11 protein-coding genes and 5 pseudogenes are annotated in these 14,730 nt (G+C 60.0%); 8 read left to right on the top strand and 8 right to left on the bottom strand.

Annotation, left to right across the window (positions count from 1 at the left end):
• Positions 1-496 precede the first annotated feature (496 nt).
• A pseudogene (locus ACZXDY_RS41625) lies at positions 497-724 on the top strand (group II intron reverse transcriptase/maturase); the annotation flags it as partial.
• A 577-nt stretch (positions 725-1,301) separates the two neighbouring features.
• Here ACZXDY_RS41625 and ACZXDY_RS41620 read toward each other — a convergent pair.
• Positions 1,302-1,991 carry an IclR family transcriptional regulator gene (locus ACZXDY_RS41620; protein ID WP_035692612.1) on the bottom strand — a complete coding sequence of 230 codons (690 nt, stop codon included), beginning with the start codon at positions 1,989-1,991 and terminating at the stop codon, positions 1,302-1,304.
• Positions 1,992-2,423: 432 nt separating this feature from the next.
• On the opposite strand from ACZXDY_RS41620, the gene ACZXDY_RS41615 reads away from it, so the two are divergent.
• The 3 genes from ACZXDY_RS41615 (at position 2,424) to ACZXDY_RS41605 (ending at position 5,179) form a co-directional block, all read left to right on the top strand.
• On the top strand, positions 2,424-3,014 hold the full coding sequence (locus tag ACZXDY_RS41615) for a hypothetical protein (protein WP_464349477.1): 591 nt from the start codon (positions 2,424-2,426) through the stop codon (positions 3,012-3,014).
• Between the two features lie 9 nt (positions 3,015-3,023).
• Entirely contained in the window at positions 3,024-4,286 is a 1,263-nt protein-coding gene (locus tag ACZXDY_RS41610; protein WP_028168737.1) for a CaiB/BaiF CoA transferase family protein, read from the top strand.
• 65 nt (positions 4,287-4,351) lie between these two features.
• On the top strand, positions 4,352-5,179 hold the full coding sequence (locus ACZXDY_RS41605) for a citryl-CoA lyase (protein WP_464349476.1): 828 nt from the start codon (positions 4,352-4,354) through the stop codon (positions 5,177-5,179).
• Positions 5,180-5,687: 508 nt separating this feature from the next.
• Here ACZXDY_RS41605 and ACZXDY_RS41600 read toward each other — a convergent pair.
• A pseudogene (locus tag ACZXDY_RS41600) lies at positions 5,688-6,017 on the bottom strand (hypothetical protein); the annotation flags it as partial.
• A gap of 126 nt (positions 6,018-6,143) precedes the next feature.
• On the opposite strand from ACZXDY_RS41600, the pseudogene ACZXDY_RS41595 reads away from it, so the two are divergent.
• A pseudogene (locus ACZXDY_RS41595) lies at positions 6,144-6,318 on the top strand (ATP dependent DNA ligase); the annotation flags it as partial.
• Positions 6,319-7,175: 857 nt separating this feature from the next.
• The gene (locus tag ACZXDY_RS41590) at positions 7,176-7,718 is read left to right on the top strand and encodes a hypothetical protein (RefSeq protein WP_464349475.1); all 543 of its coding nucleotides are present in this window, start codon (positions 7,176-7,178) and stop codon (positions 7,716-7,718) included.
• Positions 7,719-7,984: 266 nt separating this feature from the next.
• Here the strand turns inward: ACZXDY_RS41590 and ACZXDY_RS41585 are convergent, their stop codons facing one another.
• Entirely contained in the window at positions 7,985-8,359 is a 375-nt protein-coding gene (locus tag ACZXDY_RS41585; RefSeq protein ID WP_130229965.1) for a hypothetical protein, read from the bottom strand.
• Positions 8,360-8,401: 42 nt separating this feature from the next.
• Entirely contained in the window at positions 8,402-8,545 is a 144-nt protein-coding gene (locus ACZXDY_RS41580; RefSeq protein ID WP_155255601.1) for a hypothetical protein, read from the bottom strand.
• Positions 8,546-8,729: 184 nt separating this feature from the next.
• Between ACZXDY_RS41580 and ACZXDY_RS41575 the strand changes: the two genes are divergently transcribed.
• On the top strand, positions 8,730-9,071 hold the full coding sequence (locus tag ACZXDY_RS41575; RefSeq protein ID WP_130229967.1) for a hypothetical protein: 342 nt from the start codon (positions 8,730-8,732) through the stop codon (positions 9,069-9,071).
• A gap of 597 nt (positions 9,072-9,668) precedes the next feature.
• Here ACZXDY_RS41575 and ACZXDY_RS41570 read toward each other — a convergent pair.
• Together ACZXDY_RS41570 and ACZXDY_RS41565 are read right to left on the bottom strand one after the other, a co-directional pair.
• Positions 9,669-10,039: pseudogene (locus ACZXDY_RS41570) on the bottom strand (hypothetical protein).
• Positions 10,040-10,071: 32 nt separating this feature from the next.
• Positions 10,072-10,208, bottom strand: a pseudogene (locus ACZXDY_RS41565) (IS5/IS1182 family transposase); the annotation flags it as partial.
• A gap of 1,072 nt (positions 10,209-11,280) precedes the next feature.
• On the opposite strand from ACZXDY_RS41565, the gene ACZXDY_RS41560 reads away from it, so the two are divergent.
• Positions 11,281-12,189, top strand: coding sequence for a sulfite exporter TauE/SafE family protein (locus tag ACZXDY_RS41560; protein ID WP_463719535.1), 909 nt, complete (start codon positions 11,281-11,283; stop codon positions 12,187-12,189).
• A gap of 62 nt (positions 12,190-12,251) precedes the next feature.
• Here ACZXDY_RS41560 and ACZXDY_RS41555 read toward each other — a convergent pair whose 3' ends face one another.
• Together ACZXDY_RS41555 and ACZXDY_RS41550 are read right to left on the bottom strand one after the other, a co-directional pair.
• Complete coding sequence (locus ACZXDY_RS41555; protein WP_464349474.1) at positions 12,252-13,304, bottom strand: prolyl oligopeptidase family serine peptidase; 1,053 nt, start codon at positions 13,302-13,304, stop codon at positions 12,252-12,254.
• A 71-nt stretch (positions 13,305-13,375) separates the two neighbouring features.
• Positions 13,376-14,730, bottom strand: a 1,355-nt coding sequence (locus ACZXDY_RS41550; protein ID WP_464349473.1) for an integrase catalytic domain-containing protein, incomplete at its 5' end; no start/stop codon positions are given.

Below are 14,730 nucleotides of genomic sequence, written 5' to 3'. Positions count from 1 at the left end.
GGTGGGCCTGAGCATCGTCAGGCCGCCCGGCGTAGTGTCTCCTTCTTGTGCTCCTTCAAGAGATCCATGTTCAGATAAGAGGCGCGGTCGTGAGCGTTGAAGCTAACGATCGGGAAATACCCGAGCGGATAAGCATCCGAGAGACGAATGAAAATGAACCCGCCGATGAAGCGTCGTAACGTGGAAATCGTCGTCAAAACCAGAGGTATGTCGTCCCTCTGGGATCAGTCCGCTGGAAGCCTGATGATTGGGCGGGCGGCGACCGGCGTTGAGGGGGCGCGAATCGGATGCAGGCGTTGTCACGGAACTGCAGGAACCAGTCGCTCCGATGCAAAGGGAGAAGCACAAGCGGAGAAAACAGCGAGGCAAGAGTACCGATGCGGAGCACTGGGGCGGACCGATCCGTACAAGTGACGAAGGCTCGTAATGGGGCTGGAGCGAAGGGATCGGATCAGGTGGGCTGGCCATCGTTGCAACTGGCAACAGGAGGACGGCGGTGAACCAGCCAAGCAAACCGTTCAACATCGACAAAAGAAAGGTGTACGAAGCGTATCTGCAGGTGCGATCTAATGGTGGCGCAGCCGGTGTCGACGGAGTGACGATTGAGGAATTTGAATCCGACTTGAAGAGTAACCTCTACAAGATTTGGAATCGAATGAGCTCAGGCGCCTACTTCCCGCCACCTGTTTGTGCCGTCTCCATTCCGAAGAAGAGCGGAGGCCAGGCACGGTTGATCTGCAGACGGAGAGCTCGGCGTTATCGCCCAGCAACCAATGATCGATGCTGAGCACAGCGTGCCCTTGTCCTTGGAAGGGAGGTCGAAGAGGACTCTTGATCTGAGACTCACTGATTTTGAGGCTGATCTTCACTTGGCCACAGGCGCCGCAACAACATCCCGATCAGAGGAAACTTCGCAATCTGGCAAGTTCCGTGATGTGATCGGCTGACAAGACGTCCGGTATGAGCGGAGGCTGTGGCGCGGTGTGGATTTGGTAAAGATGACGTGTGGCCTCACGCTTGGTCATAAACTCTCGTATGCAGTCGTCCAGTGTGCCTTCCGCCGACAGATATGTACTTTTGTCTGCACGACGCTCATTTTTTATGGAGGGCCATTTGCGAATCATCGCGGGCGCATCGTGTCGTTCGCGTCCGTCATCTCTGTACTCGATCCTTCAACGCGGCGCTCTGTCCACGGAATAGCCGGGAAGTAGCCTCATTGCCTCACGAGGCCCCATCACACTGCCACCCCGAAGCCGCGTCGAATTCTTCGCAAACGGCACAAAGCGGGCGTCCTGGACTGATCAGCGTTCGCTCGCAGGCAGCAACCCCGCTAACGCCTTGGCTTCCGATTTGAGAGCATCGATTGCCGCCTTGCGCGCACCGGCATTGAAGCGAGTCCTGATCGCCGACACTGAAAGGGCGCCCCTCAGTTCGCCGTGTACGTCGATCAACGGCACGGCCGCCGCGGCGACCTCCGGGTCCCGCTCTCCGATCGAAACATAAAAGCCTCGGTCGCGGATTTTCTTCCCTTCGGCGTTCGCTGGCTCGCGGAATACAGTGAGAATTCGCCCGGCGGCTCCGCGATCAATGGGCAATCGCTGACCTTCTTCGAGATGATGTCGAACTGAACGTGGAGAATTGACGCGGTAAAGACAGATACGTTCGTCCTTGTCTGCAACATAAAAGGATGCAGTTTCCCCAGTTGCCTCGACCAGTCGACGAAGCGATGGCCGGATGATTTGGCCAAGATCAAGGCCGCGCTGATAAAGCACCCCAAGGCGCCACAACTCCGGTCCTGGTCGAAACAACCGGTCCGCGCCGCGGACGAGAAAGCCGTCAGCCTCCAACGAAGAGGCCAGTCGCAGCACTGTGCTCTTGTAAAGGTCCGCCGTCTCCGCGATCTGCGTCAGTGTCATCGCAGTACGCTCCGCGTTGAAACTTTTCAGGATTGCGAGCGCTCTGCTGACCGCGTCAACTCCTGTCTTGCTCATTTCTGCTCCGGTTCTGCACTATAGAACAACTATCAGAGCTAGGGGGTGAACCCTATTTCAGAAGCATTGAGGCGGTTCTGCAAGCCAGAATAGTTTGACTCTTCTTCTAACTAAGAGTATCGGTTTTGCACGTAACGGAAGTTCTGAGACGCGAAACAATGGAAGGGGTAGCCAAGGCTGGCCGGACTTGCGCGAGGTGATGATCCGCTGAGACTGATTGGTGGCTCGGCGCATGGCGTCGGGGGTGTATGATCACCTGATCCAGATGCACGCAGGGGAACGAGATCTCGTTCGTCTTCCTGCCGCACCACATACTCGGCGTTCTTCTCGGGGTGCGCAGCGATCTTGCCGCCATATGCCAATATGAAGAGCGGCTCCGACCTAGACGGCCCGAAGCTCGGCATCACGGCTCCTGGTTCCTGGACGGGCAGAATGGCGCGCCATTGCATCAAGATGCCGGGATTGGGACCGCGCGACGTCAACATCATCGCGGTCGGGAGCGATGCGCCGGACGTGGTGGCACTCGACCCCAAAAAAGTCGACGCGCTGGTCTATTTCGATCGCATTGCGACCCTGCTCTCGAGGAAGATTGGGGCCAATTCGCTGTTCGCTGCGCGCACCGTCGAAGGCGCCAAGACTGCCTTTGGCGGGATCCGTCTAGCGCCTGTCGCTACCTGCCGCAATCTTCATCGACAAAAATCCCGAAACCGCGCAGCGCTTGGTCAATGCCCTGCTGAAGAGCCACCGCTGGGTCAACTCTGTATCAACGGAGCAGTTCGTGGCGCAGTCCCGGCACAGTACGAAACTGATCGCGAGGTGAACATCGAGATCCTGAAAGCGTCCAAGGCGCCGTTTTCCCGGGCCAGCCTAATGGACGCCCAACCGCCCAAGGTACCCCCGGCTGTGTTGAGCGGTTTCTACCCAGGATCACCGCGGCAAGCAAAACCTTCACCGATCGCCTCGCTGGCGTGCGGCCCAGCGGTTGAACTAACAACGGCGGGCGCCGAAGATACCACAAAGTAAGGCTTCGTCATGTCCCTGCCGCTCACCGGCATCCGTGTCCTCGACCTGTCAAACGTATTGGCAGGCCCATTCTGCGGCTACCATCTCTCGCGCCTCGGCGCGGAGGTTATCAAGGTCGAAAACCCCAATGGAGGCGATCTCGCGCGGCGCCTTGGCGCCGATCCGGAAAGGGCAGAGCGCCTTCAGGGCCTCTCCTTCGTCAGCGTCAACGCCGGTAAGCAGTCGGTGGCGCTCAATCTGAAGTCTGAAGCGGGAAGCGAAGCGTTTGTCGGGCTGGTGTCCGAGGCCGACGTCCTTGTCGAAAACTTCCGGCCAAAGGTCATGGAGCGGCTTGGTCTCGGTTTCGACGCGTTGTCCAGGCGCAACCCGCGCCTCATCTATTGTGCAATCTCAGGCTTTGGGCAAAACGGTCCTTGGTCCGCCCGCCCGGCCTACGACCAGATCGTCCAGGGCCTTTCCGGCGCGATGAGTGTTACCGGTGATGCAGCCACGGCTCCGCTGCGGACTGGCTTCCCGATCTCCGATACCATCGCCGGGCTAACGGCCGCCTTTGCTATCGCCGCGGCGCTCGTCGAGCAGCAGCGAACGGGCAGGGGCCGCTTCATCGACGTGTCGCTGCTCGAGGCGACCATCGCGGCTATGGGATGGGTGGTTTCCAATCACCTGAATGGCGGAGTCGAGCCGCGGCCGATGGGGAACGAAAATTTCACGGCCGCACCCTCCGGCACGTTCTGCACCGCGACCGGACCGCTGAATATCGCCGCCAACGAGCAGAAGCAGTACCGGACACTTTGCGATCTGATCGGCCGGCCGGATTTGAAGACGGATCCGCGCTTCGCGAAGCGGGAAGCACGTAAACTGAACCGCGGAGCGCTTAACGATGAGCTGAACGTGGCGTTGAGCTGCAGGTCTGCGGAGGAATGGGAGGCGCTGTTGAATGCCGCCGGCGTCCCTGCCGGCTGTGTGCTGACCGTCCCGCAAGTTTTGCGTGAGCGGCAGGTGCTGGAGCGCGGATTTGTCGAGACGCTGCCGCTCGATAGGGCTGGCGAACCGCCATTACGCATTACGCGCCCTGGTTTTCGGCTGGATGAGGCGTTTCCTGCCCCCGCGCTCCCCCCGTCGCTCGGTGCGGACACGGAGCGATGGCTGGCTCGACTCGGTTATACAGATCCGGAAATTGAGCACCTTATCGCAAGCGGTGCCGCCGGAACGTCATGTCAAGGAGGAGCTCATTTTCCGCGGGTCCGCCCGGCAACAGATGGAGCAGCGTGACGACCAGGCAGTTGCGCGCAAGCAAACCACTGCCGGGCATAGGCTAACGGGATTGGAAAACAGGGATGAGCGAAACGGAGCTGCGAGAGCAGGCCGCCCATTGGTGGCGGAGCTCTATATGCGACATCGCCCCCGGGCGGATCGCCTATCGCGGATACACGATCGAGGAATTGATTGGTCATATTTCGTTCCCCGCGATGATCTGGTTGATGCTGCGTGGCGAGCTACCCACACCGGCACAGGAGCGGCTCTTTGAGGCTGCCCTGGTTGCATCGGTGGATCATGGCCCACATGCACCTTCCATCGCCATCGCGCAGATGGCTGTGAGTTGCGGGCTGCCGCTCAATGGCGCGATGGCATCCGCAATCAACACGCTGGACGGTGTGCATGGCGGAGCGGGGGAGCAGGCGATCGAGCTCTATGACGAGGTCCTGCGACGCAGCGAGACCAAGGACCTCGATGAGGCTGCCGCGGAGGTGATCGACCATTTCACCGCCGCGCGCAGCAAATATCTGCCGGGCTTCGGTCACCGCTTTCATCCCGCCGACCCGCGCGCTGAACCGCTACTCGCGCTAGTCGATGCTGCGATCAGTGAAGGTGCCGTCAACGGTCGCTACGCCAGCGCTGCGCGCGCGATCGAGCGCGTTATGCGCGAGCGCAAAGGCAAGCTCATCCCGCTGAACATCGATGGAGCCACCGCGGTCATCTACGGGGAGCTGGCCTTTGCTGCACCCCTGGCCCGCGGCATTTTCTGCTTGTCACGGGCGGTAGGGATTCTGGCCCATGCATGGGAGCAGACCGGACGCAAGGACCGCAACAAAGGCCCGATGCCCAAGCAGTTCGCCTACAAATACGAGGGGCAGCCAAGGCGCAGCCTAAAGCAAGCGCCATGATGTACCATAAGGACTGCCGAGCTCATCGAAACGCGCGTCTTTTCGGCCACCGCCAATTGCGTCGGTTCGGATTGCGCGGACGTCAACCGTGGAGACAAGCCGGCTCACTGCTTCATCGAGGGCCGTGGTTCGAGGCGTAGGGAAATCTCTATCTAGTCAACATTTCCTTGGCCGCATCGTCAGGCTTGCACCCGGTGGCTCCTGGTCCTCGATCGTCAATAACGCTTGGCGGAATGGCCTGGCCGCATTCTCGCGTCCAACAACGTCTGGGGCGTGCCCCTGATGAAAGATGGTGCTGTAAGATCGGCAGGTTTAGTCATTCTTCGGAACGAGTGGTCCGGTCGTGCTGGCAATGGACGCCAGACGCTGTTCGTAACTCGTGCATAGCTGGGCCACGTCTTCGTCCTGGCATCGGATGGCGAGTGCATCGCTCCTCAGTCCTGCGCTCGCTCGACGTGTTCTGAGCCTGCCCATGACGGGCAGGCTCTCTCGACCTTTTTCGCCGCTGTTACTGTGCGGTGATCTGCGCCAGGATAAGCGCGGCAATGGTGAGTTGAGCGATCGACGGCGCCAGATTGCCCCTTGAGACCTTGCCCCGCAGATAGTTGCTGAACTTGCCACCCTCCATATAGACATCCTGCAACCATTCCCGATACGCGCCGAGCGCGGCGAGAGGGTAGCACAAGGATTCTTGCGGATTCGACTTCGATTGCGGATGGCTGGCGAGGTAGTGGTGAGGATATTTTCCACGCTCGCCGTTCGTCGCCGCCAAGTCGTCGTCGCAGCAGTCTTTCGACCAATGCTGTCCGATCGAGATATCAACGACGTTCTTCTCCCGATATCGGCACTGGCCATGATCAGTTCGTAGATCACGGTGGGGGCCTCGTTGAAGACGTGCAAGAAACCCTTTGGCGCGGACTGAAAATTGAGCACGATGCGCTCATGCCATTTGTCGAACTTCTTCGAGAAAGCGCTGACGCCGCTGATCCGGAAGACGCAGCCCTATGCCAAGCGCGTCGCGCACCAGGGGCATTTGGGTCGAGCCAAAGCTGCTGGCCGAAATCGAGTACCGCGCCAGATCGGCCAAAGGCAAGGTGCGACAGCCGGTCTTCAAAGGCTTGCGGGAGGACATGCAATGAGATGGTGCCCGCGCTGCGATAACTGCCGGTGGGTTTGCGAAATCATTCGGACCAGCCTACCCATGCGTGCACCTGCGGCGGCGCCGGTATGCCGTGCCCATTTTGCAATAAGAGCGGTGACGAGTCGTCGTCCCCGGCGCTGCCAAAAGGATTGTTAGCCGCGACGACGACGCGTCCTTAAACGCAAAAAAAGCCCGGCGACCCATCAAGGACCGCGGGGCATTGTCGTTTTGTGATTGGGGGGTGCATTGCTTCACGGGCCACGGCCTCGTCAGCTTCTCGACAGCTTGCCCGAGTAGGCAACTCAGCTGATCTGTAGACGTGAGGCTAGCGTGGACCCGCACAATTTTGACCCCTCCAATGTAGCAGCTTCGTCAGAGGTGCAGCACGCCCTCACGGAAGATCAGCAAGCGGACACGGCGGAGCAAGAAGCCTTTGAGCAGCAATTTGAAACGGCGCGCCTGGCCGATACGGCGATGCCCGACCGGGGGCCGCGCCGTAGCCCCCCTGCCAATGTGGCTAGCGACAGCCAGCAGCCCCGGACGAGTTGATGGGGGCACTTGCCAGGAGCAACCTCCTGCCAAGCGAGGAGGTCCTCATCAACGATGAGCATGACACAGCCGAGTTGAGACCAGCGAAGAGGCCGAGGACCCTAAACAATCCGCAAAGCGTTGCCATTGAGCGGCAGCTGAGCGAGATCGCTAATTCAGGTGGAGGTGGTGGAGCAATGCCGGCCGCCTCGGCGCTGCAGCCGGCTCCGTCAACGGGGATTGTGATAGGGTGGGACAGGCGGCCTCTTTATTCCGAGGATGCTCCCATTATCTTGGGGCTTGAGGGGGCCCTCATCAAGGGGGGGGATGAACGAAGGCTGGGCCAAGCAGTATGTAGGTTATCTTCGTAGCTTTAGCCGTTGGCTCTTCGCAAAAAACAAGCCGAGCATTGTTGCTCGGCTCGAGAGTAAGTCGCTGAGCGGTGATGTGTCCGAGTTCACCGGAAGGGGTAATCCCAAGAACCTCCTTAAGGCAATAGACCATCTCCGGACCTTCCGGTCGACAGGCGTGCCGATCGTACACCGCCGCGCAAAGCGCAATCCTCACCCCCAGAACGCGGCCCTCATCAATCCTGAAGGCGCGGTACTGATCGAGCCGAGGCGCGTCGACCAGGCCGCTGCGCAGCACAGCGCGTGGCAGGAAGCCGGCAGTCGGCCCGAGGGGATTCGGGGACTGCAGGATGATCAACCCGCCCCGTCGGTTTTCGTCCAAGAGCACGTCGCGTTCGACCCAGAGCGGGGGAGCTTCGGCGAGTGCTCGATCATCTGGATGATCAATCTATGCCTTCTCCAGAGGGGCTTCTCCGACTGGAACAGGAGCTTCGCCAGGACATTCAGGGAGGCAGAATAATCAACCCGCTCCATCATTTTCCGTCGGTCCAGATTTCGATCCAGAACAGTTCACTTTTGAACCGGGGAGCTTCGGCGACTACTGGATGATGAACCGGCGCAGTTGGGAGTGGCATCTAGCTCAGGCCCGGCAGATCAGTAGGCTTAGCCGGGCCCGCTGCTGAATCTATCAATGTACTTCCCCCTGGACTTCCAGCACCGCCCCCAATGGGCGTCGGAAGACTTCATGCAAGGGATGAGCTTGCACAACCTGCTGCCGAGCGCGTCTCAGCCGGCGACAAAATCCCTCTCGGCGGCGTGAACTACACGGCCACATTGGAGGAGCATCAGATTTTTCTGCGCCCAACATGAATAGCGGATTGTCGCACGGCAAAGAGGATGTAAGCTCTCGGCTTTGAGCCCGGGGAATGGCCTCCCAACCGGCTTTCTCCCATAGGTACGTAGAGCCGTTGGGAACGTAGTGGTACCGGCGCAGTTCGAGAGCGGCAGGTGCAGGTATTTCGTGATGAGGGAAGCGAGGAAGCCCGCCATTGCGGCAATCGCAAGCATCATCCACCGCACGCCGCGCGCTCGCATCAGAAGATCATGCATCGCGTTGACCTTGATTTGCACGTTGGAGAGCTGCGCGGTGACGTGCTCCAATTTCGTTTGCAGACGAATGACGCGGTCGCGGGTACCCGTGGGTCATTTCTCGATCGCCTTGATTGCGGCGACCGCGGCGACAGCCGTCGACACTCCGATGAAGAACGAGGTGAAGATCGCCTGCTCGGTCTTGTCCCAAGTGGATTGCCCGTCGATGCCGGGCTTGCCGATGCTCGGGCGCCCCAAGAGCCGAGCCTGTGATGGATCAGTTCCGGCGCGAGGACGATCATCATCATCAGGACGGGTCGGCCCCCGAGTCTTCTTTCTGACAAATCTGCGCATTCGGGTTGTCCGCGTTCCGAAGGGGCGCTACCCGCGATGGTGCGTCTGCGCGCCGAAAGATCATCCGCAGTGGGCCGGCTCCTTCCTGATGAGCGGCTCCGTCATCACGGTTATCGCCCGCATCGCTCCATCCGAAAGGAGCACGGCCGTGATTGAAGCCATCCTCGGCGTGCTGACGTCGATCCTGTCGGCGCTGTTCAACTGGCTGAACGCCCGGGTCGACGCGGACAAGAAAAGGTACTGGATGTTCGATATAGCGAATGCGCCGCCGACCGCTTGTCGCAAATTTTGCCAAGAGCAAAGTTCGAGAAGGTGTTTACCTACAAGGGCGATTTCATTTGGACGTGGTGCGTCAGCAGACGCCGTTTCCGTGGGATCGTCTCATCAAGGCGGTCAATCGGCCGTGGTGGACAGGATCTCACCATGCTGAGCAGACGAGCGTCTCGGTGCCTGCGGTCCGGTGAGAACGGGGCCGGAAGACGCTGGGGCGGACAGCGTCCTCTCCGTTCCCGCGCTCTCTGAGCCCCTTACAGCAACGAGAGCTGCATCTGCGGCTCTCCTTTGCGCCTCTGACGATAGCACCTGCTGATCACTTGACTTTTTCGGATCTGTGCCCCGGCGCGACCGTGGGCACGCGCGCGCCGGGGCCTTGCTCCCTCTTAGCCAACCTGGGGGTATAGGGGGTTGCGGTAGATCAGCGAGAGGTCGCACGATCAGAAAGCACAGCGGCAAGGCTGACGTCAGCGCACATTCGTGCTCCTACACAAGGAACTTTGGCCCGAGCAGCGAGAGCTCGATATCGACGTGATGCCCCCGCCGCTTGAGAAAGCCCTCCAACGACGGCGGTACGTCGCCACGATCGTCGATTTTGAGATAGACGAATGAAGTGCGCCTACGTTCGTCCGCTTCGCGCGCCCGACGGTTGATGGTCTGGCCAGGTCGGTACGAAAACTCGGCGGAGAATGCCTACCGGCGCAAACGGATTGGCGCGGGCGCACGACCTCATGCGGGTCCCGGCTGCGGCTGATCAAACGAACTGGGGAAGGCCGGGAACGGAATTGAGGACCTCGTCCACGAGTTCGTCGCCGGCATGTTCGTCGGCGAACGCGATCGTCTCGTTGACGAGGCCGGCGATCTTTCCTAGGCTGAGACCCTCATTCATCAATTGCTGGCCGAAACCGGTGACGCCGGCTCCGCCGAGGACGCTGCCGCCCTCTGAGTCTTCACCATCATGCTTCGTCACTGATTCCGAAGCGCCGGGAATGGACTCGATCATACGCCCCACGGGGCCGTCGGCTCCCTCGCGTTGCAGGAAACCAGCATCATGGCAACGGCCTTCTCTGCGAGAGCCGGGTCGACGCCGACATCGGTGGCGATGCGCGAGACGAATTCTTCTATGCAGGGTTTCTCGCTTGAGGGCGTGTGGTCAGTTATCGCATCCATAGCACGATAGCTGCGAGAGTGACGACTGGGCGGTAATTCGGGCAGTTTTTTCGTGGGTTGCTACGCGTCGGAACTGTTTGAGCTTACCGAAGCAGCACTCCACCAGATGTAGTTGTTCATAGAGAGTCTGCCGGGTTTGTAACCCTCGGCGGTCACGACGATCAAGATCGGCATATCTACCCCTTAGAATGCATTTGTGGGACCGATCCATCGTGTGATTGTCGTCCATCAAAGCATTGATTTACGGATAATGAGAATGGCGAATACTTGAGCTTGGTCGAGGTCAGATAATTGGCGATCTTTGTCCTGTCTGCGACAAAGAGGTGGAGAGGGAATATCAGCGGAGGCTCGTGTCCGTTCTGATCGGCATGTACGTCACAAGTCTCGCGTGGCTCATACCGCGCCGTCTGTAGACAAACCTTGGTATAGGTTTTGCAACCGGTTCTATATCGCCTGTTTACCTCTGTAGAGTTGAGCCACCCGTTGAGTCGTGTGTACTTTCGACGTCGAAGCTGGACCATTTGACAATCGGGGGGTCGCGAAACCTTAAGCTCACTTGATAGGCTGTTGCGTGCCATTGAGGCGCGAGGGACGAAGTTGAATGGAAACACGTGAGCCCACTTTCGCCTTGGAGATCCATCAGCACATTGTTTCGTTCCTGCAGAAGTCAGATCCAGTGATTTTGGACATTGGCTGCTACGACGGCGTTGACTCGTTACGTTTTCTTCGGCTTTGCCCAGAGGGCTGAGCCCTGCTGCTTCCAGCTGCCCCCGGGCGATTGCTCGCTTTAGAGAAAAACATTGGTGCCTATCTTGAGAAGGTGCCTCTAATCAACATCGCGATCAGCGATCAAAATGGCAGGGCCGAATTTCATGCAAGCGACGGAGATGGAGAAGCTCAGGAACATGAGCCTTTAGATCACCATACGAAGACCGTTGATTGACATTCGAAAAAAATAGACTGGCACGTCTGGCTGAGTGGTCGTAGTTAGATAGTGGGAAACACAGCACGGCTTCCGTTATACAACTGAAGTCTGTAATGGGAGCAACTGGCGAACCTTTGCACTTGACCGCTGCCACTATGAAGGCAGCTGGAGGTGCTAAGGGAGTGATCTGAATCTGCCGCAAGCCTGATGACCAATGTTGGTCTGGTCCCGCTGACGCGTGATCCGACGCTCTTCGGAGTTGGAAAGTTGAATGCCCGCCTTTGATGCCGCTTTGTTTTTTCTGGCCGCAACGACGTTTTTTGCGGCCTTTGTAAATGGAGCCATCGGCTACGGCTTTTCGTCACTCACTGTACCCCTTGCGCTGGTTTTCTACACCAATCGCATTCTCAACCCCGCCATCGTCATCATCGAGGTCTTCGTCAACGTCTACGTCCTCTCCATCAATCTGAAGGGCGTGCCGGCGGTTTGGAAACGCATATTTCCCATCTTGCTCGGGCTCTTGCCGGGCATTGCGATCGGCGGCTATGCACTGGCCTCGCTGCAGCCGGGCTGGATCAAATTCGCCACCTACACGATCATTCTGCCCCTGATCCTGCTGCAAGCCGCCGGTTGGCGCCGCCGGATCGAGGCAAGCTGGCTAATCGGCCTGCCATTCGGGTCGATGCTGGGCGTCCTCTACTCGGTGACGACCATCTCAGGCCCGCCTTTGGCGATGCTGTTCAACAATCAGGGCCTCGTCAAAAACGAATTTCGCGCCGGACTAGCCCTGGTTCGTGTGGCGGAATCGAGCGTAACCGCCTTCATCTATTATAAGCTCGGCCTGTTCATTTCAGAAAGCGGCAGCCTGCTTTATGTCTTTATTCCTAGCGTCGTGCTCGGCATTCCGCTGGGATCTTATGTTATCCGCCGGCTTGATCCGGAGATCTTCCGCCGCATCTGCATGAGTTTTGATGCCTGGGTCGTGGGCTTCGGCCTGTCACGGGTGCTAATCGAGCTCGCCCTGATGCAGAGCCCGTGGGCCTATGGCGTGATGGCAGTAACGATCCTGATCGATCTTTACCTGCTATACACGTTCTTCACGGCACATAACGGCGGCCCTGGGCGACCTCAGAGACAAGCGCGGCGCGCCGAGCGCGAGGTTAGAGCGAGCTCAAGTTGAATGGATCTGGTGTTCTGTCCGCATAACAGAAATGCACACGATCAAACGGGCTGGCGTTCCGTTCAAAGGATCCGGGCGCGCCGCCGCGGCCCGCTCGATGATCTCGGCGACCAAACGGGCTGATGTTGATCGGCTGCCGTCTGCAACTGTCGATTTAGCGAGTCCGCTCCTGGACCTGACTCAATCCACAAGCCGTCCGAATGCATAGGTGTATTCGAGTGCCATGCGGCGTGCATGTTCAGTGAGATTGGCGGCGGCGCTGTGCCCCCATCGATATTCTCATAGTAGAAATAGGGCTGGCCCAGCGCAGTGAGCCTGGCGGCTGCCTTGCGGCCATGCGCCGGATGCACGCGGTCGTCCTTGGTGGACGTGAGGATGAAGGGGACCGGGTAGGTCTTGCCCGGGACCAGCTTCTGATAGGGCGAGTAGGCCTCGAGCCACTCGCGCTGCTCGGGAATGGCGGGATCGCCATATTCGCCGGTCCAGGAGGCGCCGGCGCCCAGCTTGGTGAACCGAAGCATGTCGAACAGCGGCACCTGCACGATCGCCGCGTTGAAGGGGTCGGGTCGCTGGGTGATTGCGGTCCCCACCAGCAGGCCTCCCTGGCTGCCGCCGACCACGCCGAGCCGGCGCGGAGAGGTGACGTTCCGGCGGATCAGGTCCTCTGCAACGGCGATGAAATCATCCCATGTCCGCTGCTTCGTTGCCGCCTGGGCAGCCTCGTGCCATAGCGGCCCGAACTCGCCGCCCCCGCGCAGGTTCGCGACGACATATGCATTGCCCTGCTCGAGCCAGAGCCTCCCCATAACCCCCGCATAGGACGGCAGGAGCGGCTTCTGAAACCCGCCATAGCCATGGAGAAGGGTTGGGGTCGACCCATCAAACCTCGCATTCCGGGGCCGCACCAGAAAGTAGGGAATCCGGGTGCCGTCGCGCGAAGTTGCCTCGAACTGCTCCACGATATGCTGGGACGCGTCGAACTGCGGAGGTGCCATCTTCAGTGGCTCGAGGCGTTGGCTTGCGGCGTCGAAGTAGTAGAGCGACGTCGGCCTGAGGAAGTTGGAGACGGCGAACATCACCTCCTCCGTTTCATCGGAAGCGGCTTGCAGGCTCACGCTCGCATTCTCCGGGAGCGGGATCGGGGTGGCCTGTCATTCGGCCTGCAATATTGACCCCCCGCATTGCCTCATCTGAGGATGTTACTTTCGCTTGACGGACGTAGCGCCGACTGTCGGCCGGTCTGAGGTTGCGTCATTGCTCGCAGGATCGGAGGGACTGGGGACGTCGCGGAGTGCCCATCACACGCAGCGCCGGCCCCAGTCCCGGGATCACCAATGGTGGCAGGTGCCGTACCCCCGGCCGTGCGCGGGATGATCACCTCGGTTGCGTTGCGTCTGAGTAATCGCAACAGGCGCTGCACGATGGTGTGCTGCGGCGGCCCGAACTTTTCGGGGGCGTGTTCGGCGAGACGATCGAGGATGGCCAGCGCGGTCAGACGAGGTTCGGCCGCGAGCCAGCGCTCGATGTCGGCGAGGTGCGGATCGAGCATCGATGGCATTCTCATGCGCTTTTTGTATGGCTTGCGCATCCGCCGATGGATGATGCGCTGCTCCCCCAGATGCACCTCATTGCCGAGCCTCTTCGCGAACGCTGCCGCGTTCGTTGCCGATGCCGGCGGACTGGTTGCTGCCGTGAGCTTGCCCGCGCGGGCGCCGACGCGCGTGCCGAGCTCCGTCTGGGCGTCCCTCATCTCGGCCAGCAGGGCCACGGGATCGAGCGTGCGATAAAGCTCTCGAAGACGCCGTTTGACGCCTTTGCTCAACTTCGGATGCGCCAGTGCTCGTTCATAGGGCGTGGCTGGAACATGATAGCGCTTGATCACCTTCGCGCCCTCGCGTCGCTTGTCCTTCAGCTTGAAGGACGGCTGGAAGAAGTTGGTGTGCAGCCGGGATGCAGCATACAAACGTTCCAGCACGCGCGTCGTCTCGACACCATCGAAGCGACCGTATCCCACGAGTCGCCGGACGACCGCGCCGTTCTTCTGCTCGACGAAGGCCTGATCATTCTTCTTGTAGGCGCGCGAGCGTGTCACCTCGATCCTTTGCGCGCGACACCAGGGCACGACGACGTCGTTCATGAATGCGCTGTCATTGTCGAAATCGGCGCCGCGAATGACCCAGGGAAACAGGCTCTGTGCGCGCTCCATGGCTCGCACGACGAGGCCGCCCTCGCGCGTCACCAGCGGCATGCACTCGGTCCAACCAGTCGCGACGTCGACCATCGTCAACGTCTGAATGAACGAGCCAGCTACAGATGTGCCGCCATGAGCCACCATGTCGACCTCGCAGAACCCCGGAGGTGGATCGTGCCAGTCGTTGAACGTCCGGATCGGAACTTCCCGCCGTACCGCCGAATAAAAGCCGACCCGCCGGCGCTTACCGCCGGCCGCGGCAATTTTGGTCTCGACCAGCAGGCGATCAATCGTGGCTGCGCTGACGCCGAGCACCAGCGCTCGATCCGCCTGGTCGAGCTTGAGCCGGC

The organism is Bradyrhizobium sp. LeoB3, assembly GCF_055456055.1.
The sequence above is the reverse complement of the archived record's forward strand: the minus strand, read 5'-3'. Positions and strand labels throughout refer to the sequence as shown.